Origin of the sequence: Burkholderia sp. Ac-20345 (genome assembly GCF_017104825.1) — a bacterium.
In the GTDB taxonomy this organism is placed as follows: Bacteria; Pseudomonadota; Gammaproteobacteria; order Burkholderiales; family Burkholderiaceae; genus Burkholderia; species Burkholderia lata_B.
Window position 1 is genome coordinate 170228 of the sequence record NZ_JAAGPO010000004.1, and the last position, 23432, is coordinate 193659.

Genomic DNA, 23432 nt, shown 5'->3' on the forward strand with positions numbered 1-23432 from the left:
AGCATAACGACCATTTATATCGCGCGACGTCGCTTTGTCGATGGGTAGGATTGGTTCGACGCGTCGTGCGAATCACGGCGGGGACGCCACGCACGAGCGGGCCGCGGCCAGGGTCGCAGTTGGCCGATGACCCCCCATTTGAAAATTTGCGATCTACAGACATGAACACACAGAATCTCGTCGAGCAATTCGGCCCGCGCGAATCCATGGAGTACGACGTGGTAATCGTCGGCGGCGGGCCGGCAGGACTGTCCGCCGCGATACGGATCAAGCAGCTGGCGCTCGAGAGCGGCGTGGATGTCAGTGTTTGCGTGCTCGAAAAGGGCTCCGAAATCGGCGCGCATACGCTGTCCGGCGCGGTCATGGATCCACGTGCGCTGCAGGAGTTGATGCCGGATTGGCGCGAGAGGGGCGCACCGCTCGACGTCGAGGTGACCGAGGACCGATTCCTGTTTCTGTCGCAACGCGGTGCGAAGCAGGTTCCGAACTGGCTGCTGCCCGATAATTTCAAGAATCACGGCAACTACGTCGTCAGCCTGGGCAACGTGACGCGCTGGCTCGGTCAGCAGGCCGAGGCACTGGGTGTCGAGATTTTCGCCGGATTCCCGGCTGCCGAGATCCTGTATGGCGAGCGCGGCGAAGTGAAGGGCGTGGCGACCGGCAACATGGGCGTCGGCAAGAACGGCGAGCCGACCGGGAACTTCCAGCTCGGGATGGAACTGCACGCGAAATACACACTGTTTGCAGAAGGCGCGCGGGGTCACCTCGGCCGCCAGTTGATGGATCGCTTCAAGCTTCGCGACGGCGCCGATCCGCAGGTGCATGGTCTCGGCATCAAGGAGCTGTGGGAAATCGACCCGGCCATGCACAAGCCGGGGCTCGTCGTGCATACGGCTGGCTGGCCGCTTGACCGCGACACGTACGGCGGCTCCTTTCTCTATCACCTGGACAACCATCAGGTGGTCGTCGGTTTCGTGGTCGGTCTCGGCTATTCGAACCCGTACTTGTCGCCGTTCGAAGAGTTTCAGCGATACAAGACGCATCCGGAGATTCGCAAGTTCCTCGAAGGCGGAAAGCGCGTGTCGTACGGTGCCCGTGCGATTACCGCAGGCGGGCTGACGTCGTTGCCGAAGCTCACGTTCGCGGGCGGCGCACTGATCGGCTGCGACGCGGGCTTTCTCAACGCGTCGCGAATCAAGGGCAGCCACGCAGCCATTGCGAGCGGAAAGATGGCCGCGGAGGCTGCCCATGCAGCGCTGCGCGCGGGACGTCAGCGCGACGAGCTGGTCGAGTATCCGCAGGCGTTCGAGCGTTCATGGCTGAGGGATGAGCTTCATCGCGCACGCAATTTCAAGCAATGGATGAGCAAGGGACTCTACGTCGGAACATTCATGGTCGGCCTCGAACAGAAGGTGCTCGGTGGTCGCGTTCCGTGGACGCTCCATCACCGGCACGCCGACCACGAGACGCTCCGGCCCGCCTCGGCCTGCAGGGAAATCGTCTATCCGAAGCCGGACGGGAAGCTGACGTTCGATCGGCTGTCGTCCGTGTACTTGTCGAATACGAACCACGAGGAAAACCAGCCCGCGCACCTGACGCTGAAGGATACGAGCGTTCCGGTGCAGGTGAACCTTGCGAAGTATGCCGGCCCGGAAGCACGGTTCTGCCCGGCCGGCGTCTACGAGTTCGGGACCCAAGCCGATGGTACTGACGGGCTGACCATCAATGCGCAGAACTGCGTCCACTGCAAGACCTGCGATATCAAGGATCCGACGCAAAACATCGTATGGGTTACGCCGGAAGGCGGTGGCGGCCCCAATTATCCGAACATGTAAGCGCGTCGATTCAAGTCGACCCTCCAACCACGAGCAAAAAAATGAATCTCGGATTTGTCGGAACCGGCGTCATCACGAAAGCAATCGTTACCGGCCTGATTCGGTCGGGCTTCCCGTTCGACCGGATCGCGCTGTCGCCGCGAAACGCTGAAACGGCCGCGGAACTCGCCGCGCTGGATGCTCGCATTCAGGTAAGTGAGTCCAATCAGGCGGTGCTCGATGCGTCGGATGTCGTCTGTATCGCAGTCGTCCCGCAAATTGTCGACGACGTGCTGCGAGCGCTCCGGTTCGAAGCGAGACACCACGTCGTCACGTTCGTCCCGGGAACGTCGATCGAAACGCTGAGTCGACTCGTTCATCCTGCCAGCCGGCTTGCTCGCGCGATACCGTTGCCGGCGGTCGCGGATCTCAAAGGCAGTACGGCGATCTATCCGCCGGATGCAATTGCCGGAGCGCTGTTTTCCGGGCTCGGCGAAGCCGTCGAGGTGGAAAGCGAGGAACAGTTCGATGCGGTGCACGCCGTAACGGCGACGATGGCGAGCTTCTATGCGGTGCTCGAACATCAGGCGAAGTGGCTGACGCAGCAAGGGCTTCGATACGACGCCGCGCGTGCATTCCTGTCCGGTTACTGCGTGGGCCTGGCTCACGACACCACCCGCACCGGCCGGTCGTTTGCCGAGATGATCGACCACTGCATGACGCCCGGCGGCCTGAACGAGCAGCTGCATGCCGAACTCACGGAGCGTGGCGCCTATCGGTACTACGGTGAAGCGCTCGATCGGATTCTGGCGCGCGTCGAAGGCCGCGCCTGAACGTCGAGTCCGATCGGGACAAGTTCCGCTGAGTTTCGGCATCAGCGATGTTGATGCAAGCACCATGACGGTGCTGGCGGCTCAAGATAAGAACACGCTGGTCTGTCGGGACACGCCCGATGGTCCGGCAACATCTTCGATCGTAGCCCGACACTCAAGAATATCGACACTCATCATTCGACGCCGGATATCCGAGGTGCGACGTATCCGGTTTACCGGCAAGGCTCGGGCTGGTACGCGATGTTGCCGGAGCGACTCACGCGCGGCCCGAGAAATATCGCGACTTCGGATCGATCGTCATCGGTGGAGGATATACAGGCCTCGCGGTGACGCGACATCTTTACTTCGCAAGCGGTGACAACTTCATTTGCGTCGACCGGGTTGGCTTGTTTTCATGCCGCAACGGGATATCGCGCCGTGGTGATCACCGGGCAATCGGCTCGTGTACGACTCGGCCCCGGTTCGTGTACAGGTACGCCTCGAATGGCAACCGAGCGTTGACCCTGAACCGGAATTGGTCCCGGATTCATCAGGCCACTGCACACATGACGCGCTGGCTCGAAGCAACGCTCGCCACGCTCTCTTGCTCATCTTGCTCGGCAAGCGGCCTCCCGGAAGTAGTCGCTGTATCGTCGACCACGTCGAGCCGATAGCCGTGCATATAGGCGGCGCTAAGACGAAGACCGTTCTCCGGTCGCAACGCCAGCTTTTGGCGAATCCGGTAGATATGTGTATCGAGGCTTCTCGACGACCCGTCGAGTGCTCTGCCCCACACAAGCGCCCCAAGCAAATCACGCGATACGATCCGGCCAAGGTTGTCGAACAGGCAGGCTGTCAACGCAAATTCCTTCGGCGTCAGGTCGATTGGGACGCCGCGAAGCGTCACGGTGCGTGTCTCGGCATTCAGCGCATAGGCGCCCACCTGTTTCGAGTCTGCTCGCTTCCTGGCACTGTCATGCCGGCGCAGCAACGCCTTGACTCGAGCGACCAGTTCGCTTTCGCGACACGGCTTGGCGATGTAATCATCGGCGCCGGCTTCAAATGCGGTGACGACATCCGGCTCAAGTGTCCTTGCGGTCAGAAACAAGACGGTTGGTTCATCACCGAGGTTTGCGCGTATCCAGCGCAGTACGTCCAGGCCGCTCATGCCCGGCAATTGCCAGTCGAGTATGACGAGATCCATCCATTTCGCCTTGAGAAACTGCACGGCACGCTCACCGTTATGCACGCAGCAGATTTCCTGGCCGTGCAACTGCAAGGCTTTTCCGATGATCGCCGCCTGAACGGGATCATTCTCTACCATCAGAATATTCATTACATCACCACACGATCCGGCACCGGCAGCTCGCTATTGTGGATACCGGGGTGCCCCGCGGGAGCGGATCACACACCGACATATCCTGCATCGAGTCACACAGCACACTTGCGCAATTTATAAGTTGCGCGCCTGATACACCTGGCGTCCCGCCAGGGGCTCTTCGAACGCACGCATGCCGTGATCACGATCATCCAGCGTTCCCTCGCGGGGAACGCAATGGCTTCCAAATCGAGTTTCTTGACGGCTCCCGGTCGTTTTTTTGTGTTGTACACCGATGTGTGTCATGGCACTGGCAGTTTTGAAAAACAGCGTTTCCTTTTCCCCGCTCATCCTCCTTTCATCGACGAAGTCGCAGCAAGCGTGATCAAGTTGAAGCAGGCGCAGGCATGCATCCCATTGGTCACTCGCGTTTCATTTGCGCCCTGGTTGATGAATCCAGGGCAATGCAAATTCGGTCATCCTTTTTGATGCCGCGTCGGATTTGGGAACGCGGCTGGCCACGGCATCGCAAAGTGCCTCGATGCATGCCAGGATCGTCGCGTTCGAACACGCGGTAAGCTGACGCTTCGCACGGATGAACAGCAGGATGTCGGAAAATCCCGCCAACGGCGACGCGGGGCCGTCAGTCAGCGCAACCAGCCGAGCGCCGTGCTCTTGCGCACGCCGGGCTATCGTAATCGTGTCCCTGACATAGCGCGGAAACGAGAGCGCAACGACCAGGTCATTCGCCGTTACGCCGAACAGGCGCCGCGCCGCGTGTTCCGGCCCGCCTCCCAGCGACAGCGCCTGAACATTCTTCAAGTAGGGGTTCAGGCCATGCTCCATCAAGCTCGCGAGATAGCCGCTGGAACCGTATCCGAGAATGAACACGCGCTCTGCGCCGACAAGCGCCGAGACCACCTGCTCGGCCGCATGCTGATCGAGCGCGTGAATGCATGCCTCGAGGTTCTCGGCCTCGCGCGTCAGGGACAAACCGAGCACCTTCGTCTTCGGCAACGGTGACTTGAGCGCGCTCCGCAATCGTTCGACGGGCGCGAAAACCGCTTCGAGATCCGGTACGAGGCTCGCCCGGAACTGCGGATACCCGTCAAAACCAAGCGCGCGGGCGAAGCGGTTGGCCGTGGCCACCGACACATCAACCGCGGCGGCGAACTCGTCGATGCGCATGGTGGCCGCATGAACGAGATTCGCTCGCACGAACTCCGCAACCCGTCGATGTGCGGGCGTCAGCGTCGGCATCACGCGGGCAATTCGAGCCTCTATCGACTCGTCGTCGGATCGCTCGCCCGCATCTGGAGTGGTGGTCATATCGGCTGAAATCGGGGCAGGCCCCGCTCGGTAAATCCAGTTACATGAAGTCTATGATGTAAATGGATTTTCAGCACTAGAGGTTAACGAGATCTGCGATTTTGTCTGACTTTTCGGCGATGTTGATGCCCATTTCGAGCATCGCTCGATGAACGCATGTGCTGGCCCGCCGTCGATGCGTGTTCGGGATCGTCCAGGCATAGCGTCATCTTCCGGTCGATCGGGTCGATGCCGGGCGCGGCATCGGCCGGCGTGGCAACGGCGGCCGGCGTGATGACGGCCGCGCAGAGCGCGAGAGCGGCGAGACGTTCGACCATGCGGGGCGTCCTGATTGGCGGGAAGGGCATTCGCAGCGGCGTCCGGGACGGCGCGCCGACTCTCAACCGCCCGATGGCCCCGGCCGGCTGAAGCGCTGCTCGACCACTTCGGTTCCCCATTGCGTGCCCGCGGATTCGCCGGTCAGCGTGAAGCCGAACGACTCGTACAGATGGCGCGCCGAATCCAGACCCTTGAACGTCCACAGATAGGTTTCGCGAAACCGCTGCGCGTCGACGAAGCGCATGGCTTCCGTCATGAGCCGGCGCCCGATGCCCGACCCGCGCAGCGCGTCGTTCACGATGAACCAGCGCAGGTGCGCGACGCCCGTTGCCGGGTCGCCGTCGATCGCGAGCGACGCGAGTGTCCGACCGTCTTCCTGGCACAGCCAGAGCGCCTTGCCGTCGGCCGGCAGCGCACCGGCGAACTCGGCCAGTTCGGTCGCCACCCGCTTTTCAAAAAAGGCGCCGAAGCCCCAGTGTTCGGAATAAAAGCGCGCGTGAAGGCTCGCGATATCGCCGATGCAGCCCGGCTGGTAGCCTTCGCGGATCGACGGCGCATCGAGTGCCGCGGCGGGCGCCTTGGCGGCGTTGTCCTGCGCGAGCGCATCGGCATATAGCGCGAGCGAGCGCAGCAGCGTCTGCTGGTCGGCGGGCACCATGCGGCGCAGCGCATTCGACACCTGGTCGGTCGCGAACGTGTCGATTCGCTTCTGGAGCTTTTTCCCGTCGGCGGTCAGGTACAGCTCGGTCGCGCGCGCATCGTCGCTCGACACGCGCCGCTCCACGACACCGGCCGCCTCGAGCCGCGCGAGTTGCCGGCTCGTGTTCGATTTGTCCAGCCGCAGGATGTTGCCCAGGTCGCGGGCGTTGATGCCGGGCGCCATCCCGATCTCGAGGATCGCGTGCACCGCCGAAGGCGCCCAGTCGCTGTCGGCCAGCGTCGCGCGCATGAAGCCGAGCTCGCGAACCAGTTTGCGGGAAAAGTCGCGCAGCTCGAGGATGGTGGCTTCGCGAGGCTTGGCGGGAGCGTCGATGAGGTCCATGGTTGGCCCGAAAAGGTTGCGGATCGCAATCAATAATAGTTGCGAGTCGCAACTTGATCAAGGCGGATTTTCAGGTGGACGGGTTATGCCGACGGAGGTGTTTCCGGAGGCCGGAGCCGGAGCGAACCAAGGCGGCGGCGAGTGGTACTGGCGCGGCTGGCGGAGTGCCGCGAACCGGACGCATACTTGGGTGTATCCGGACGGCCCGTCATGCGAACACGGGCGTCGGCCGGTCATCGATCCGCGGCGGCGGACAACGGAGCTCACCATGAACCATCTGAAGCCGATGACGATTGCGTTGCTTGCCGGATGCGGCATCAGCGCCGGCGCGGTCCACGCTGCCGGCAGCATGGATGCGCCGCCTTGCAGCGCGGCGCATGCGGCGGATCAGGGCGGGATCGCCGCGATGCCGGGCACGTCGGTCCGCAGCTTTTCGACCGCCGGTTGTTCGGGCGCGGTGCTGCAGGGCGAACGGGCCACCGCGACGGTCAACGGCGACCGGGTTGAACTGCGGGACGGCACCGTCTATGTGAACGGCCGTTCGTACGGCGCCGTCACGCCCGCGCAGACGGTCGAATACGAAGCCGCGCACGACCGGCGCACGCTGAAGGTCGACGGGAAAGTCCGCACGCCGGTGCGCTGAGTACCGGCTCAGGCACGCGGCGGCCGCGCCGCGCTTATTCGACCAGCTCCAGCCGGCCGTCGCTGAGCCGCACCTCGCGCCCGATCCATGCGGCATCGACGCGCGGCAGCACGGCGGACGGCTTGCGCAGCTCGCGCAGCAGCGTCGCGCCGTGCGACAGCCGGCCGCCCATGCGCGCGATCACGGCGCGCGCGGCCTGGTACTGCGCGTGCCGGCCCGGATCGAGCGTGTCTTCCAGCAGGATGTCGTGGCCGAGCACACCCTGCGTATGGCCCGGATAGATCATGAAGCCGGCCGCCTCGTCGGTGCCTTCGCTGCCGTCCTGCCAGAAGCTGCCGTTGCGTTCGCGGCGCTCGGGATGGGGCGCGAACCACACGTCGCGGTCGGCGGCCGGCATCGCATGATGCAGGCGGAAGAACACGCGCATCAGGTTGTCGCGATACCACTCGCGCACCTGCAGATACCAGCCGCGCATGCCGGGGGCGCCGAGCGCGTGGAGTACGCGGATCGGCAATGGCCAGTCGGGAAACGCCTGCAGCGGCAGACTGGTGGGCGCGGGCCGTGCGGTGCCCGGATCGGTTTCCCACGGCAGGCGATGCGGGCTGTCGTCGAGCTGGCCGTACGCAGTCGGCGGACGGCCCCACAGTGCGCCGCCGCTGCTGGCCAGCGATGACGCGATGCACAGGTTGCCCTGCACGACGAACACGTAGAAGCGCGTGAACCAGTCGGCCAGTTGCTGGCCGTCGGCGCGTCGCTCGACGAGCGTCGCGAGTTCCTGGTCGAAGCGCTGCAAGCCGCGCTCGAGCGTCGGCAGGTGCCCGCGCGCGACGCGCAGCATGCGCCAGAACACCGGCAGCGAACGCAGCAGCCGCAGCGGGCGCCAGCGCAGCGGTGGTGTCGCGCCGCCGATCTCGCCGCTGTAGTTGCCGGCCGACACGCCCCAGTCGGCGAGGCGGGCGAGGAACAGGTCGTTGTTGATGTACGACGCGCCGCCATAAAGCGCGGTGAATGGTTCGTTGTCCTGCAGTATGCGTGCATCCCAGCGCGCCATGATGGCCGGAATGCTGCCGGCCGCGCGCCGTTGCGCATATTCGACCAGCCGGCTGGGCTGCGGCGGCAGGATCTCGGCGATGTTCGCGGCGGTCAGGTGCCGGTGCCAGCCGTAGCTGCTGATCGGGCGGTACTGCAGCAGCCACAGCTGCTTGCCGTCCCACGCCCATTCGACATCGCCCGGCACGTAGTGGAACGCACGCAGCACGCGTTGCAGGAAGGCCCACAGCTGCGTCGCGCTCAGCCCGTGCGCGGTCGGGAACGTGCCGCGTTGCCAGGGTTCGCCGAGCCGCGACAGGATCGCGCGTTGCGGGCTGGCCTGCCCGTCGGCGAGCGTTTCGAGGTGGCCTTCCACCCATTCGACTTCGACCGCGAGATGGCGCACGAATGCGATGCCGGACAGCACGGGCGTGATGAAGCGCTGCACGACCGTTTCCTCGAGGCCGCCGTCGAGCAGTTCGGCCACGCGCGCGGCTGCCTGCGACGCCGGCACGCGCAGGAACGTCGTGTGCAGGCCCGCGTTGGCCGCATCGGCTTGGTCTTCGCCGTGGCTCGACGAGCGGATCGCCCACTCGGCGTCGGGCTGGCTCGCGAGAAAGCCGGGCAGGCGCGGATCGTCGGCGCGGGTCAGCGACAGCGCGGGCGGCACGGGCAGGCCGGCCATCGTGGCCAGGGCCAGGCGCCCGCCCTTGGTGTGCGCGACGAAGCCGGCGTCACCGGCTTCGAGCCAATGCACGAACGCCGCCGGAGCATCGATCCACGGATAGTGTCCCCAGCCGGCCTGCAGCGTGACGGTGAGGTCGGCGCGCGCGAGGATGGCCGACCACGCGGCGGCCTGGCGCACGCCGAGCACGTTGTCCTGATCGCCCCACACGAGTTCGATGCGATCGCTGACCCACTCGAGCAGCGGCAGCGCGGTATCGGCGCGCACGAGATCCCAGTGCGGCAGGAATGCGCGGCAGCGCGCATAGCCGGCGGCCATGCGGCGGTACTGGGCCCGCGTCCAGGTCAGGTTCGAGAACTTGCGGGCAAACAGCGTCGGGTAGTGCGCGAGCAGCCAGTGGATCGTCTTGCGCAGCGGTTTCGGCGCCATCAGTTTCGGCAGGCGCCGTTCCCACAGGAACGCCCCGACAGGCGCGAGCAGCACGCTGCGGCCGAAGTGGCCGGGGCGTCGCTGCAGCGCGTGCAGCACCAGCAGCGCATTCACGCCGACCGCCATGATCGCGTGGCCCGGCTCGGTGGCGTCCAGCAGCGCCTGTGCATACGCGGCGAGATCTTCGCAGGGCGGCGCGGTGTTGTCGCCGAAGCCCGGCAGTTCCAGCGGCACGGGCCGGTAATGCCGGAAGTGGGGCAGTGCATCGTCCCACCAGTCGGCCGCGCTGCCGTTGCCGGCGAGGAGGTACAGGATCGGTTTGCTCATGGAGGCGTCGTCGGCGGGCGATCGTCGCGGTGGCGCATGCCCGGTCAGGGCGGCGCCGTCGACGGATGCCGCGGGTCTTGTTCGTGTTGTCTTGTTCGCGTGGCGCCGGTGCGAGTGGAATGGAGGCGTGGCCCCGCTCGGCTTGATTGTTGCGGGCATTCTACGCGAGTCGATTCGGATGACTGCCGCTGTGTCCAGCGCGACTCGATACAGACGCTGGTCATGAACTACGTGTGCGGGAAGCCCTGATGCCGGCAATGAAACCGGCTTGCCGTGGTTCGTCGTGAAGGTTTCCGCTGCAGGTTTCTGAACGAGCACCCATTGCGCCTCACGCGTCGGAGTCCACGCCGGCGCGCGGCGTGCGCCCGGTCCAGCGCCGATAAGCATGGCGAAAGCTGCGCGGCTCGCTGTAGCCGAGACGTTCCGCAATGGCCGCGACCGTCAGCTCCGGGTCGTCGAGCATCCGCACCGCCTCGTCGCGGCGCACGTCGTCGAGCAGCGCCTGGAACGTGAGACCGTCCTTGTCGAGCCGGCGGCGCAGCGTGCGCTCCGTCAGGTGCAGCGCGTTCGCGAGCGACGTCATCGACTTGAAACGCGTGAGATCGCGCGCCATCAGCTCCTTCGCGCGATCGGCGAAGCGCGTGCCGACCGACGCGGCCCACTGCCGTTCGAGCGCCTCGCACTGGCCATGCAGCGCATTGAAGCTGACTTCGTTCGCGAGAAGCGGCATCTCCGTGCCGTTCACCGACGTGAACACGAGCCGGTTGTCGCCCGCATTGAACGCGATCTTGCAACCGAAGTGGCGCGTGTAGTCGGCCGCGTTGCGCGGCGTGCGGCGCGCGAGTTGCACCTGCGCGGGCCAGACCGGCTTGCCGACGAGATCGGACACGATCAGGCGCAGGCTCGACAGGCACATGTCGACCTGGAACACCTCGAGATCGGGCTCGCCGTTGTAGCGGCTGATCGTCACGCTCATGCCGTCCGCATGCGCATCGATACGCACGTCGAAATACAGCCCCATGAACAGCGGAAACTGCCCCATGCACCGGAACGCCTGCATCACCGAGCCGCTGATCAGCATCGCGTAGCCGGCGAGGCCGAGCGTCGACACGTGCAGCCGCGCACCGATCGACAGCCCGATCGACGGCACGCCGCTGCGCTGCAGCAGGTTGTGGAAGCAGCGCTGCTCCTGGCCGCGATTCACGTGCAGGTTCGGCGACGCGACTTCGTCCGCGCCGAGCCCCGTGCCTTCGAGCAGCGCGGCACCGTCGATATGCCGCACGCGGCACTCGTCCAGCGCGACTGCGATCGCATGGACGGTGGCGGGAATGTCCTCCTGGCGCCCGGCCGGGCGCGCGAGGCCGAGCGACGAACGCAGGCTGCGCTCGGCCCGGCTCTGGTTTCGATGGGAACGGCTGTCCATGGTGCTGACGGGGCGACGGGGTCGCGTAGAACATAGCCGGAATGTCCGCAAAACGCCAGTGCGGCACAGCACCATGCATGACTCGCCGGCGCGATGCGCGGCGGTGTGTCCGGAAATATCCCCTGATTACGTCCGCTTTTCTCATTCGTGGCCGATTTTTTGGCGCACCACACTTTCTCCCAGTCGTACGCCGCCGGCCGAGCCGGGCGAACGAGTGTTGAAGCCGTGAACGCCACCCACGTGAGGACAGCATGGACAACGACAGCCCGGGCCGATACACATCAGCCGCCGCGACGCACGACTTCGGCGCGCACGTGCTTCGCGGCGACGCGGACGACCGCCGCAAGCCGCACCTGCTCGGACTCGCGACGCTGGTGATTTTCGGCCTCGCGTACATGCTGCCGATGACGGTGTTCACGACCTACGGGATCGTCACGAGCGAGACGAACGGGCACCTGACGGCCGCGTATGCGGTCACGCTGGTCGCGATGCTGTTCACCGCGCGCAGCTACGGCCACATGGCGCGGCTGATGCCGAGCGCCGGGTCCGCCTATACGTTCGCGAGCCGCAACTTCGGCACGTCGGCCGGCTTCATGGTCGGCTGGGCATTGCTGATGGACTACCTGTTCATCCCGATGATCAGCTACCTCGCGATCGGCATCTACATGAAGCAGATTTTCCCCGGCGTGCCGGCCAGCGTGTGGATCGTCGGCAGCATCGTGCTGATCACCGGGCTGAACATCGTCGGCATCCGGCTCGTCAATCGCGTGAACCTGATCCTGATCGCGAGCCAGCTGGTGTTCATCGCGATCTTCGTGATCGCATCGGCGCGGGTCACGGCCGGAGAAGGGTTGTCGATGGCCGTCGCGCTGCCGTCGTCGGGCGATGCGCGCGGGATCTTCGCCGGGGCCGCGATCCTGTGCCTGTCGTTCCTTGGCTTCGATGCGGTCACCACGCTGTCGGAGGAAACGCGCGAGCCGAAGCGCACGGTGCCGCGCGCGATCCTGCTCTGCACGCTCGCGAGCGGCGTGCTGTTCATGCTGGTCGCCTACGTCGGGCAAGTGGTGTTTCCCGACTGGCGCGCATTCAAGGATCTCGATTCGGCCAGCCTCGAACTGATGCGGCGCATCGGCGGCGGCACGCTGTCGGCGTTCTTCGTCGCGGTGTACGTGGCCGGCTGTTTCGCGAGCGCGATGGCCGGGCAGGCGAGCGTGACGCGCGTGCTGTTCGCGATGGGCCGCGACCGGGTGCTGCCCGAACGCGTATTCGGCCACCTGCATGCGCGGCTGCGCACGCCGGTGCGCGCGACGCTCGCGGTCGGCATCGTGTCGCTGTCCGCGCTGTTCATCACGCTGGATCTTGCGTCGACGATGATCAGCTTCGGTGCGCTCGTCGCGTTCGCGGTCGTGAACCTGTGCGTGATGCGCAGCTATCTGTGCCGCCCCGAGCATCGCCGCCTCGCGGGCTGGATCACGTTCGGCGTAATGCCGGCGCTCGGCTTCGCGATGAACGTGTGGCTGTGGTCGGGCCTGTCGCGCCAGACGTTCTACGTCGGCACCGGCTGGCTCGTGCTCGGACTCTGCCAGCTCGTGTGGCTGACGCGCGGCTTCACGCGCCCGGCGCCGACGCTGTCGATGAATTGAATGACCGGACGCGCTGCGCCGGACTTGTAACCCTGAAGGAGGAACGACCCATGAACGCTGTTGACGTCAATCTCGATGCGGACCTGCAGGCCCTCGGCAAACGCCACCTGCTGATGCATTTCACGCATGCCGATGCGTATCGCGACCACGCGCTGACCGTGTTCGACCGCGGCGAAGGCTGCTGGCTCGTCGACCGCAACGGCAAGCGCTACTTCGACGGGCTGGCCGGGCTGTACTGCGTGCAGGTCGGCTACAGCCACGGCGCGGAGATCGGCGACGCGATCCGCGAGCAGATGGTGCGGCTGCCGTTCGCGACCAACTGGGGGGTGGGCCACGAGCCGGCGATCAGGCTCGCGCACAAGCTCGCGGCGCTCGCGCCGGAAGGGCTGAACCGCGTGTTCTTCACGTCGAGCGGGTCGGAGTCGAACGAATCGGCGATCAAGCTGGTGCGCCAGTACCACCAGTCGCGCGGCGAGCCGCAGCGGCGCAAGTTCATCGCGCGGCGCGTCGCGTATCACGGCACGTCGTTCGGCGCGCTCGCGCTGAACGGGATGACGAACTTCCGCAAGCATTTCGAGCCGCTGATGTCGGGCGTGCGGCACGTGGGTAACACGAAGCGCTACGGCCGCCCGGTTGGCGAGACGGAAGCGCAGTTCACGCGCCACCTGCTCGACGAGATCGAATCGCTGATCGTGCAGGAAGGGCCGGATACCGTCGCCGCGATCGTCGTCGAGCCGCTGCAGAACGCGGGCGGCAGCCTGACGCCGCCGGCCGGTTACGCGGCCGGGCTGCGCGACATCTGCGACCGGCACGGCGTGCTGCTCGTCGCGGACGAGGTGATCTGCGGGTTCGGCCGGCTCGGCGAATATTTCGGCTCCGCGCGCTACGGGCTGAAGCCGGACATCATCACGTTCGCCAAAGGCATCGCGTCGGGCTACGTGCCGCTCGGCGGCGTGATCGCGAGCGACGCGGTCGTCGACACGGTGCTCGACGGCCCGCAGCAGATGTTCCTGCACGGCGCGACGTACGGGGGCCACCCTGTCGCGTGCACGGCCGCGCTCGCGAACCTCGCGATCATGGAGCGCGAAGGCGTGCTCGAGAACGTCCGCAGCAACGAAGCGGTGTTCCGCCGGACCCTCGACGGCCTGCTCGAACTGCCGTGCGTCGGCGACGTGCGCGGCGACGGCTACCACTACTCGCTCGAACTCGTGACCGACAAGGCCGCGCGCCGCTGGGCGGCCGGTATCAGCGCGCAGGCGTTCGTGTCGACGCTGCTCGCGCCCGCGATCTTCGACGCGGGGCTGCTGTGCCGCGCGGGCGTCGATCACGAAGGCACGCCGATCGTGCAGTTCTCGCCGCCGCTCGTGATGTCGCGCGACGAGATCGTGTGGTTCGTCGCGCAGATCCGCGATATCCTCGTCGACGCCTATGCACGGGCGACGCGCTGAGCGCGGCGTCCTTCATTTCAGGAGCATTCGATGCGAACGTCACAACAGTCCTATATCGACGGCCAGTGGCTCGATCCGGCCGATGCACGATCGATCGACGTGATCGATCCGGCTACCGCACGGCCGTATGCGCAACTCAGGATCGGCGGTGCGGCCGACGTCGATCGCGCGGTCGGCGCGGCGAAACAGGCTTTCGACACGTATTCGCGCTGGCCGGTGGACGAGCGCGTCGCGCTGCTGCGGCGCGTGCTCGACATCTACCAGCGCCGCTACGAGGAGGTTGCGCAGACGATCAGCCAGGAGATGGGCGCGCCGATCGCATTCGCGCGCGCGGCTCAGGCCGCGGTCGGCACCGCCCATCTCGAACAGACGATCCGTGCGTTGCGGTCGTTCCGTTTCAGCACGCAGACCGATTCGCTGCTGGTGTCGCACGAGCCGATCGGCGTATGCGCGCTGATCACGCCGTGGAACTGGCCGATCAACCAGATCGTGTGCAAGGTCGCGCCGGCGCTCGCGGCCGGCTGCACGATGGTGCTCAAGCCGAGCGAGATCGCGCCGTTCAGCGCGATCCTGTTCGCGGAGATCCTGCACGAAGCCGGCGTGCCGCCCGGCGTGTTCAACCTCGTGCACGGCTACGGGCATGAAGTGGGCGACGCGCTGTCGCGGCATCCGGATGTCGACATGGTGTCGTTCACGGGTTCGACGCGCGCGGGCGTCGAGGTCGCGAAGGCCGCCGCCGATACCGTGAAGCGCGTGCACCAGGAGCTCGGCAGCAAGAGCCCGAACCTGATCCTGCCCGACGCCGATATCGAGGATGCGGTCACGCGCGGCGCGCGCAGCTGTTTCGGCAACAGCGGCCAGTCGTGCAATGCGCCGACGCGCATGTTCGTGCATGTCGACCATCTCGTGCTGGCGGAGCAGGCCGCACGCCGGGAGGCGGAGCGCACGGTCGTCGGCGATCCGCGTTCGACGGAAACCGGCATCGGGCCGGTGGTCAGCCGTACGCAGTTCGACCGCATCCAGCACTTCATCCGGCTCGGGATCGAGGAAGGCGCGACGCTCGTTGCCGGCGGCCCGGGGCGGCCGGACGGGCTCGGCGACGGGTTCTACGTGCGGCCGACGGTGTTCTCGAACGTCACGCCGGACATGACGATCGCGCGCGAGGAGATCTTCGGGCCGGTGCTCGCGATCATGACCTACCGCACCGAGGACGAGGCCATCGCGCTCGCGAACGATTCGGTCTACGGGCTCGCGGCCTACGTGCAGTCGAAGGATATCGAGCGGGCGCGCAGGGTGGCGGCGCGGCTGCGGGTCGGCAATGTCCACATCAACTACCCGCCGTGGAATCCGGCCGCGCCGTTCGGCGGCTACAAGCGCTCGGGCAACGGCCGCGAGTATGCGGAGTTCGGCCTCGTCGAGTATCTGGAGACGAAGGGCACGACGGGGTACGCTTGAGCGTACGGGCGATGACGATCCCGGTCGCCCGGGGAAAGCGAGACACGGATGCGTATTCGCCGGTGTCGACGCCGCTCGCGGCGTCCGGCCGTAGCGACCGTACCAGGCCGGAGCCTCCCCGGCATCCATGGCGCGGCTGACGCATCCCGTGCGCTGCGAAGCACGCGGCGTCGAGCCGACGCCGCGCTCGCCGACGATCAGTCCTCCTCGGGATCCGATGCGCTCGCTTCGGATCCCACAACGGGCGCGGCGGCCCGACGGCGGATCTCGGAGTCGAGGATCAACCGCCCGCGCAGTTTGCCCTTCATCCGCTTCACATGCTTGGGCGCCTCGGTCATGTGCTCGACCATCAGCGCCCGGACACGTTCCGCGTCGCGCTCGCGCGCGGCCTGCAGGATCGCCTTGTGGATCGACACGTTCGCCTCGCCGAAGCGCTTGTGCTCCACGAGCGGCGTATCGTTCCGGAACTCGATCAGCTGCCGGATCATCTCGTTGATCAGCTCGCAGCTGAAGCGCAGGAACGGGTTCGGGTTCGCGGCCGCGAGGATGTCGTGGAACGTCGTGTCCTCCTGCCGCTGGCGCAGCATGTGGCCGCGATCGTGCACGCCCGACGCGCCGTCGCAGCACGCGATGTTCGCCTCCAGCGCCGCGAAGTCGCGCTCGCTCAGGTGCGGCACGGCACCGGCCGCCAGCTCGGGTTCGAGCAGCTTGCGCACGGTATAGATGTCGTCGATCGTCACGTCCTTGAAGAACAGGTAGTTCTGCAGGAGCTGCAGCGTGCGGTCGAGCGGCACCTCGACGACCATCCCGCCGCCCGACGGCCCCGTCGTGACCTTGATGAGCCCCTGCACCTCGAGCGACTTCAGCGCCTCGCGGATCGTGCTCTTGCTCACTGCATAGAGCTGCTGCAGCTCGGCTTCGCGCGGCAGGCGGTCGCCCGGCTTCAAGTCCTTCTCGGTGATCAGCCGCTTGATCTCCTCGGCGACGAGGTCGGCCCGCTTCGGCTGCTTGATTTCGACCGCGAGGCCCGCCCTGGCTCGGTCCATGACCATCTTCACGACTCCTTTGTCTGACTGCGCGCCGCGTCATCGTCGACGATCCGTTCCGGCGCAGGTAGGGAATTTTGCCTGATTGACACCAATTTTGATCAACTCTAGCATCAGGTTCATTCTATTTATCATGATAAATAGGATCAACCGGCGGCGCGCATCCTGCAGGGCGTGGGCACGGTTTGGCAGTCGGTCGCATCGCGTGTGTCCCCCTTTATCAGGAGCGTCAACTTGAATCGCCGAGAACTGTTGAAACTGGCCGCGTTGTCGGCCGTGCCGGGTGCGCTCGGCAGCATGTCGTCCCGTGCCGCGTTCGCGCAGGGTTCATCCATCCAACTGGCGTGCCCGGTGCCGATGTCGGGGCCGTTCGCCGCCAACGGCAAGTACGCCGATCTCGGCATGCAGCTCGTCGTCCAGCAATACGGCAAGGTGCTCGGCGCGCCGCTCGCCTATACGGCGCTCGACACCGAGGGCAAGCCCGCGACCGCCGTGCGGCGCGTGCAGGAGATCGCGCAGCAGAAGGGCGTGCGTTTCTTCGCGGGCGGCATCCTGTCGTCCGAATCGCTGGCGATGGGCAAGGAAGTCCAGAAGGCGGGCGGCGTGTTCATCACGACGGCCGGCGCGGACGAGATCACCGGCAAGGATTGCAATGCCGCGACGTTCCGCTGGTCGGTGCCGACCTTCGGCGCGATCGAGCAGACGGTGCGCCCGTTGACGCAGATGCTGCCGAAGGCGAAGCGCTGGTACACGATCACGCCTCAATACGTGTTCGGCGACGGCCTGCTGTCGGCCGCGAAGGCGATCTTCAAGGAAAAGGGCATCGAGCATGTCGGCAACAGCTACCACTCGCTTGCGGAGAAGGAGTTCAGCGGCTACCTGACGAACGCGGCGGCCGCGCAGCCGGACGTGCTGCTGATCCTGAACTTCGGCTCGCAATCGTCGGACACGCTGCGCCAGGCCGTCAGCTTCGGGATGAAGCGCAACTGCACGATCCTGCTCGCGTGGGCGTCGGGCCTCGAGCAGTTCGAGGCGCTCGGGCCCGACATCTGCGACGGCGTGTATTTCGGCGCGCAGTACTGGCACGGCATCGATTCGCCGCTGAACCGCGACCTCGTGAAGCGCGCGAACGCCACGTTCAAGGCGAACCCGAACTACAGCCTCGCGGGTTCGTACATCTGCTCGAAGATCCTGGTCGACGCGATGGTGAAGGCCGGCAGCGCCGATCCGAAGAAGGTCGTCGCGGCGATGGAAGGCATGAAGTACGACGGCCTCACCGGCCCGGAGGAAATCCGCAAGGGCGACCACCAGGTGCTGAAGAACTACTACCTGCTGAAGGGCAAGCCGAAGAGCCGGATGAAGAGCGCGGACGATTACGCGGACATCGTCAGCTCGGGCCAGTCGTTTCTGCCGGTCGACAAGACGAGCTGCAAGCTCGCGTGACGCAGTGCATGCGTCCGCGGCCTTCGTGCGCCGCGGACGTCCGTTACCTTCCTTTCTGACACGGAAGCCATGAACGTCTATCTGCTGCAGATCGTCAACGGCATCGGCGTGGGCATGCTGTATTTCCTGCTCGCCGTCGGCCTGTCGATCGTGTTCGGCCTGCTGCGCTTCGTGAATTTCGCTCACGGCGCGTTCTACCTGCTCGGCGCGTATCTCTGCTACCAGGCGCTGCAATGGTCGGCGAATTTCTGGGTCGCGCTCGCGGTCGTGCCGCTCGTCGTTGGCGCGTTCGCGTGGAGCGTCGAAAAGCTCGTGCTGCGTCATGTGTACGCGCAGCAGCACGAATTCCACATCCTGGCCACGGTCGGGCTCGCGCTCGTGCTGCAGGAGTGCGCCATCCTCGCGTGGGGCCCGCTCGGCGACAACGTGCCGCCGCCCGACGCGCTGAACGGCGTCGTGATCTGGGGCGGCTTCGTCTACCCGAAATACCGGCTGTTCGTGATCGCGTTCACGGCCGTGCTCGCCGCGTTGCTGTGGTGGGTGCTCGAAGGCACGCGGCTCGGCAGCACGGTGCGCGCGGGCAGCGAATCGTCGGAGATGGTGTCGCTGCTCGGCATCAACGTGACGCGCGTGTTCAGCCTCGTGTTCGCGCTCGGCGCGGCGACGGCGGCGCTCGCGGGCGTGCTCGCCGCACCGATCCGCGGCGTCGATCCGTTCATGGGCATCGAGGCGCTCGGCGTCGCGTTCGTCGTGGTCGTCGTCGGCGGGATGGGGAATTTTCTCGGGGCACTGGTCGGCGGGCTGCTGGTCGGCATCGTGCAGAGCCTGATGAGCACGCTGTGGCCGGAAGGCGCGCGGCTGATGATCTATGTCGCGATGGCGGCGGTGCTGCTGTTGCGTCCGAACGGGTTGCTGGGGAGGGCTGCATGATTGAATCGTCGAAACCGCTGCCGCCCGTGACCGCGGCCACGTCACGCCCGCAGCCGTGGCGCGGCGCGCTGCAACGGCCGGAAGGCTGGCTCGCGGTGGCCGTCGTGTGCGTGCTGCCGGTTGCGCTGAGCTCGGGCTCGCTCGCGACCGAGGTGCTGGTGTTCGCGCTCGCCGCGCTCGGCTGCAACCTGCTGCTCGGCTACACGGGGCTGCTGTCGTTCGGGCAGGGCATCTTCTTCGGGCTCGGCAGCTACGCGGCGGGGCTGGTGCTGACGCACGGCGTCGCATCGGTGACCGCCGCGCTGGTTGCGGCCACCGTGCTCGGTGCCGTCGCGGCCGCGCTCGTCGGCTGGTTCTCGATCCGGCAGCGCGGCACTTACTTCGTGATGCTGACGCTCGCGTTCGGTCAGCTATTCTACTTTCTCGCCTACACGACGCCGGACGTCACGGGCGGCGACAACGGGCTGCTCGACATCCCGCGCCCCGCGCTGTCCTTGTTCGGGCATCCGCTCGTTTCACTCGATTCGCCGTGGCGCTACTACGGCTTCGTCGCGGTGCTGTTCGTCGCGGTGTTCTGGCTGCTGTTGCGCGTGTCGCGCTCGGTGTTCGGCCGTACGCTGCTCGCGATCCGCGACAACGAAGCACGTGCGGCGGCGGCCGGTTACGACGTGAAGCGCTTCAAGCTCGCGGCGTTCGTGATCTCGGGTGCGGTGACGGGATTCGCGGGTGCGCTGCACGCGTTGATGACGGGCATCGCGCCGCTGTCGAACATCGACTATCACACGAGCGAGATGATCCTCGTGATGACGGTGATCGGCGGCACGGGCAACCTGTTCGCGTCGGTGCTCGGCGCTGCGTTCTACGTGCTGTTCGCGGACTGGCTGTCGACGCTGTGGCCGCGCTGGCTGCTGCTGCTCGGCCTCGTGCTGATCGCGGTCAGCCTGTTCGTGCAGCGCGGGTTGTGGGGATTGGGTGAACGCGTCGTCGTGTCGCTGCGACGCGGCGGACGCACGGCGGCGACGACCGGGGAGCGGCAATGAGCGAAGCGATTCTCGAGGCGCGCGGCATCGTCAAGCGCTACGGCAAGTTCACGGCGCTGGGCGGCGTCGATCTGCGGATCATGCCGCGCACCGTGCATTCGGTGATCGGGCCGAACGGTGCGGGCAAGACGACGCTGTTCCATACGTTGACGGGCACGCTGCCGATCACGTCGGGCTCGATCCTGTTCGACGGTCACGACGTGTCGCGAGAACCCGATCACCGGCGCGTGCGGCGCGGCATCGCGCGCTCGTTCCAGGTGACGAGCCTGTTTCCGAACCTGAGCGTGCGCGAGAACCTGCGCGTCGCCGCGCAGGGCGTCGAATCGCGGCGTGCGCTGAATCCGTGGGCGCCGCCGCGCGGTGCGCTTGCGCACGACGGCATCGTCGACGACGTGCTCGAGCGGCTCGGCCTGCAACGCTTCGCCGATACGGCGGCCGGCGTGCTGTCGCACGGCCAGCAGCGCCGGCTCGAGGTCGGGATGGCGCTGGCGGCGCGACCGCGCGCGATCTTTCTCGACGAGCCGACGTCGGGCATGGGGATCGACGATCTCGACGACATGAAGGCGCTGATCCGCGGCCTGCGCGACGACTACACGGTCGTGCTGATCGAACACAACATGGGCATCGTGATGGACATCTCGGACACGATCACGGTGATGCAGCAGGGCCGTGTGCTGGTCGAAGGCAAGCCGGATGCGATTCGCGGCGACGAGCGCGTGCGCAGCGCGTATCTCGGCAACATGATCACGGGAGGCCGCGCATGATGCTCGACGTGAAGGAAGTCCATGCCTGCTACGGCAAGAGCCACATCCTGCAGGGCATTTCACTGAACGTGAACGAAGGCGAGACGGTGACGCTGCTCGGCCGCAACGGCGCGGGCAAGTCGACGACGCTCAAGACGATCGCGGGCGTCGTCGCGCCGACCGGCGGCACGGTGACGTTCGCGGGCCGGCAGGTGTCCGGGCAGCCCGCGCACCGCATCGCCGCGCGCGGCCTGTGCTTCGTGCCGGAGCATCGCGGGATTTTCCGCCTGCTGTCGGTCGAGGAGAACCTGCGGCTCGGTGCGCGCCGCGATTCACCGTGGCAGCTCGACGACATCTACCGGATCTTCCCGCGCCTGAAGGAGCGCCGCCGAAACGGCGGCGCGCAGTTGTCGGGCGGCGAGCAGCAGATGCTCGCGATCGGTCGCGCGCTGATGAACCACCCGCGGCTCTTGATGCTCGACGAGCCGGTCGAAGGGCTCGCGCCAGTGATCGTCGAGGAGATCGTCGAGCAGCTGAAGCAGATCAAGGCGGCCGGCGTCGCGATCCTGCTCGTCGAACAGAACCTTGAAGTGTGCACGCAGCTCGCCGACCGCCACTTCGTGATCGAACAGGGCGTGATCGTCTACGAAGGCAGCAACGCGGCGTTCGCGGCCGATCACGAGGTGAAGGATCGTTACCTGGGCGTCGGCGTCGCGTAAGCGCCGCGCCCTTTCATTGCGAGGAATTCCATCGATGCAAGTTCAGGATTCGACATCGGGCGTCACGGCGTCCGGTTTGCGCGTCGACGGCGCGCGGCTGTGGGACAGCCTGATGCGTCTCGCGCGGATCGGCGCGACCGACAAAGGGGGCGTGTGCCGCCTCGCGCTCACCGAACTCGATCGCGAGGCCCGCGACCTGTTCACCGCGTGGGCGAAGGAAACCGGCTGCACGGTGCGCGTCGACGCGATCGGCAACATCTTCGCGCGGCGCGCGGGCGAACGCGACGACCTGCCGCCCGTGACGACGGGCAGCCATATCGACACGCAGCCGACCGGCGGCAAGTTCGACGGCAACTACGGCGTGCTCGCGGGTCTCGAAGTGCTGCGCACGCTCGACGACGCAGGCGTGCGCACGCGGGCGCCGCTCGAGGTCGCGGTGTGGACCAACGAGGAAGGTTCGCGCTTCGTGCCCGTGATGATGGGCTCCGGCGTGTTCGCGGGCGCGTTCACGCTCGACCATGCGCTCGCGCAGTGCGACCGCGACGGCGTGTCGGTGCGCGACGCACTGGCTGCGATCGGCTATGCGGGCGATGCGAACGACGGGCGCGGCGCGCATGCGGTCGGCGCGTATTTCGAAGCGCATATCGAGCAGGGCCCGGTGCTGGAGGCGCACGACACGACGATCGGCGTGGTCGAGGGTGCGCTCGGGCAGCGCTGGTATGACGTGACCGTGCACGGCATGGAGGCGCACGCCGGCCCGACGCCGATGGCGCTGCGGCGCGACGCGCTGCTCGTCGCGTCCGATCTCGTGCGCAAGGTGAACGACATCGCGTGCGCGCATCCGCCGCATGGACGCGGCACGGTCGGCTGGGTCGACGTGCACCCGAATTCGCGCAACGTGATTCCGGGCCGCGTGACGCTGACCGTCGACCTGCGCGCGGCCGACGATGCGACGCTTGCGGCGATGGATGCCGAACTGCGCGCGGCGTGCGCCGACCTGGGCGCATCGGCCGGCATGCCGATCGACGTCGAACAGGTCGTGTACTTCCCGCCGCAGCCGTTCGACGCGACGCTGGTCGAGCAGGTTCGCGCGGGCGCGCGCGCGCTCGGGCTGTCGTCGATGAACGTGATCAGCGGGGCGGGCCACGACGCCGTGTATCTCGCGCGCGTCGCGCCGACCGCGATGATCTTCGTGCCGTGCAAGGACGGGATCAGCCACAACGAGATCGAGGACGCCGATCCCGCGCATCTGGAGGCCGGCTGCAACGTGTTGCTGCATGCGATGCTGGGTGCCGCCGGGATCGCGGAGGGCCGCGCACGATGAAAATCCTGATCGCCCGGATGAACCACGAAACCAACACGTTCTCGCCGGTGCCGACGCCGCTCGCCGCGTTCGGCCGCCATGGCCCCGACTGGGGCGACGATGCGTATCGCGCGAATCGCGGGATGCGCACCGCGATGGCCGCGTTCCTCGACGCGGCCGAGCGGGAAGGCGCCGAGATCGTGACGCCCGTATCGGCGGCCGCGAACCCGAGCGGCCCTGTCGCGGCCGATGCGTATGCGGCGATCTGCGACGCGATCGTCGCGGCGGCGCCGGGCTGCGACGCGGTGATGCTCGACCTGCACGGCGCGATGGTCGCCGAGCAGAGCGCGGACGGCGAGGGCGACCTGCTCGAACGTGTGCGCGCGGCGCTGCCCGGCGCGCCGATCGCGGTCGCGCTCGACCTGCACGCGAACGTCACGCAGAAGATGGTCGATCACGCGGACGTGATCGTCAGTTTCAAGACTTATCCGCA

At 66.6% G+C, this 23432-nt stretch carries 21 protein-coding genes; 13 read left to right on the top strand and 8 right to left on the bottom strand.

The genetic code is table 11. The features are described from left to right. The first annotated feature begins 161 nt into the window (after positions 1-161). Positions 162-1835: an electron transfer flavoprotein-ubiquinone oxidoreductase gene (locus tag G3O06_RS03890; protein WP_205815064.1), complete on the top strand. Its 1674-nt coding sequence runs from the start codon at positions 162-164 to the stop codon at positions 1833-1835. Positions 1836-1876: 41 nt separating this feature from the next. Continuing rightward, positions 1877-2647, top strand: a complete 771-nt coding sequence (locus G3O06_RS03895) for a pyrroline-5-carboxylate reductase (RefSeq protein WP_205815084.1) — start codon at positions 1877-1879, stop codon at positions 2645-2647. Positions 2648-3176: 529 nt separating this feature from the next. On the opposite strand, the gene G3O06_RS03900 is transcribed toward G3O06_RS03895, so the two are convergent. The 5 genes from G3O06_RS03900 to G3O06_RS03920 all read right to left on the bottom strand — a co-directional run bounded on the left by G3O06_RS03900 (position 3177) and on the right by G3O06_RS03920 (position 6633). Then, positions 3177-3962, bottom strand: a complete 786-nt coding sequence (locus G3O06_RS03900) for a response regulator transcription factor (protein ID WP_205815065.1) — start codon at positions 3960-3962, stop codon at positions 3177-3179. Between the two features lie 117 nt (positions 3963-4079). After that, positions 4080-4295 (bottom strand): hypothetical protein, encoded by a 216-nt coding sequence (locus G3O06_RS03905; protein WP_174972361.1) that lies wholly within the window; start codon positions 4293-4295, stop codon positions 4080-4082. 81 nt (positions 4296-4376) lie between these two features. After that, positions 4377-5273, bottom strand: a complete 897-nt coding sequence (locus G3O06_RS03910) for a MurR/RpiR family transcriptional regulator (RefSeq protein WP_241019491.1) — start codon at positions 5271-5273, stop codon at positions 4377-4379. 83 nt (positions 5274-5356) lie between these two features. Continuing rightward, positions 5357-5590 carry a hypothetical protein gene (locus G3O06_RS03915; RefSeq protein ID WP_205815066.1) on the bottom strand — a complete coding sequence of 78 codons (234 nt, stop codon included), beginning with the start codon at positions 5588-5590 and terminating at the stop codon, positions 5357-5359. Positions 5591-5652: 62 nt separating this feature from the next. Further along, on the bottom strand, positions 5653-6633 hold the full coding sequence (locus tag G3O06_RS03920) for a helix-turn-helix domain-containing GNAT family N-acetyltransferase (RefSeq protein ID WP_205815067.1): 981 nt from the start codon (positions 6631-6633) through the stop codon (positions 5653-5655). A gap of 268 nt (positions 6634-6901) precedes the next feature. On the opposite strand from G3O06_RS03920, the gene G3O06_RS03925 reads away from it, so the two are divergent. Further along, positions 6902-7276, top strand: coding sequence for a sugar ABC transporter ATPase (locus tag G3O06_RS03925; protein ID WP_174981917.1), 375 nt, complete (start codon positions 6902-6904; stop codon positions 7274-7276). Positions 7277-7310: 34 nt separating this feature from the next. Here the strand turns inward: G3O06_RS03925 and G3O06_RS03930 are convergent, their stop codons facing one another. Both G3O06_RS03930 and G3O06_RS03935 read right to left on the bottom strand, forming a co-directional pair. Next, complete coding sequence (locus G3O06_RS03930) at positions 7311-9746, bottom strand: PEP-utilizing enzyme (protein ID WP_205815068.1); 2436 nt, start codon at positions 9744-9746, stop codon at positions 7311-7313. Positions 9747-10074: 328 nt separating this feature from the next. Beyond that, positions 10075-11169, bottom strand: coding sequence for an AraC family transcriptional regulator (locus G3O06_RS03935; RefSeq protein WP_205815069.1), 1095 nt, complete (start codon positions 11167-11169; stop codon positions 10075-10077). Between the two features lie 251 nt (positions 11170-11420). On the opposite strand from G3O06_RS03935, the gene G3O06_RS03940 reads away from it, so the two are divergent. Genes G3O06_RS03940 through G3O06_RS03950 form a run of 3 tightly spaced genes read left to right on the top strand, consistent with a single transcriptional unit; the run spans position 11421 to position 15715 of the window. Next, positions 11421-12812, top strand: coding sequence for an APC family permease (locus G3O06_RS03940; protein WP_205815070.1), 1392 nt, complete (start codon positions 11421-11423; stop codon positions 12810-12812). Between the two features lie 50 nt (positions 12813-12862). Continuing rightward, positions 12863-14260: an aspartate aminotransferase family protein gene (locus tag G3O06_RS03945; RefSeq protein ID WP_205815071.1), complete on the top strand. Its 1398-nt coding sequence runs from the start codon at positions 12863-12865 to the stop codon at positions 14258-14260. 30 nt (positions 14261-14290) lie between these two features. Continuing rightward, the gene (locus G3O06_RS03950) at positions 14291-15715 is read left to right on the top strand and encodes an aldehyde dehydrogenase family protein (RefSeq protein ID WP_205815072.1); all 1425 of its coding nucleotides are present in this window, start codon (positions 14291-14293) and stop codon (positions 15713-15715) included. 197 nt (positions 15716-15912) lie between these two features. Here G3O06_RS03950 and G3O06_RS03955 read toward each other — a convergent pair whose 3' ends face one another. After that, positions 15913-16767, bottom strand: a complete 855-nt coding sequence (locus G3O06_RS03955; RefSeq protein ID WP_174972344.1) for an FCD domain-containing protein — start codon at positions 16765-16767, stop codon at positions 15913-15915. A gap of 228 nt (positions 16768-16995) precedes the next feature. Here G3O06_RS03955 and G3O06_RS03960 point away from each other — a divergent pair, with 228 nt between their 5' ends. From G3O06_RS03960 to G3O06_RS03990, 7 genes are all read left to right on the top strand, one after another. After that, positions 16996-18204 (top strand): ABC transporter substrate-binding protein, encoded by a 1209-nt coding sequence (locus G3O06_RS03960; RefSeq protein ID WP_174981904.1) that lies wholly within the window; start codon positions 16996-16998, stop codon positions 18202-18204. A 69-nt stretch (positions 18205-18273) separates the two neighbouring features. After that, on the top strand, positions 18274-19134 hold the full coding sequence (locus G3O06_RS03965; protein ID WP_039355129.1) for a branched-chain amino acid ABC transporter permease: 861 nt from the start codon (positions 18274-18276) through the stop codon (positions 19132-19134). After that, entirely contained in the window at positions 19131-20174 is a 1044-nt protein-coding gene (locus G3O06_RS03970; protein WP_205815073.1) for a branched-chain amino acid ABC transporter permease, read from the top strand. The genes G3O06_RS03965 and G3O06_RS03970 overlap by 4 nt, the downstream gene beginning before the upstream one ends. Beyond that, a complete protein-coding gene (locus G3O06_RS03975; protein WP_174981899.1) occupies positions 20171-20938 on the top strand; it encodes an ABC transporter ATP-binding protein in 768 nt (255 codons plus the stop codon). The genes G3O06_RS03970 and G3O06_RS03975 overlap by 4 nt, the downstream gene beginning before the upstream one ends. Then, positions 20935-21636: an ABC transporter ATP-binding protein gene (locus tag G3O06_RS03980; protein WP_205815074.1), complete on the top strand. Its 702-nt coding sequence runs from the start codon at positions 20935-20937 to the stop codon at positions 21634-21636. The genes G3O06_RS03975 and G3O06_RS03980 overlap by 4 nt, the downstream gene beginning before the upstream one ends. A 34-nt stretch (positions 21637-21670) precedes the next feature. Further along, on the top strand, positions 21671-22960 hold the full coding sequence (locus G3O06_RS03985) for a Zn-dependent hydrolase (RefSeq protein WP_205815075.1): 1290 nt from the start codon (positions 21671-21673) through the stop codon (positions 22958-22960). Next, on the top strand, positions 22957-23432 hold a 476-nt coding region (locus G3O06_RS03990), incomplete at its 3' end, for a M81 family metallopeptidase (protein WP_205815076.1). The genes G3O06_RS03985 and G3O06_RS03990, both read left to right, overlap by 4 nt.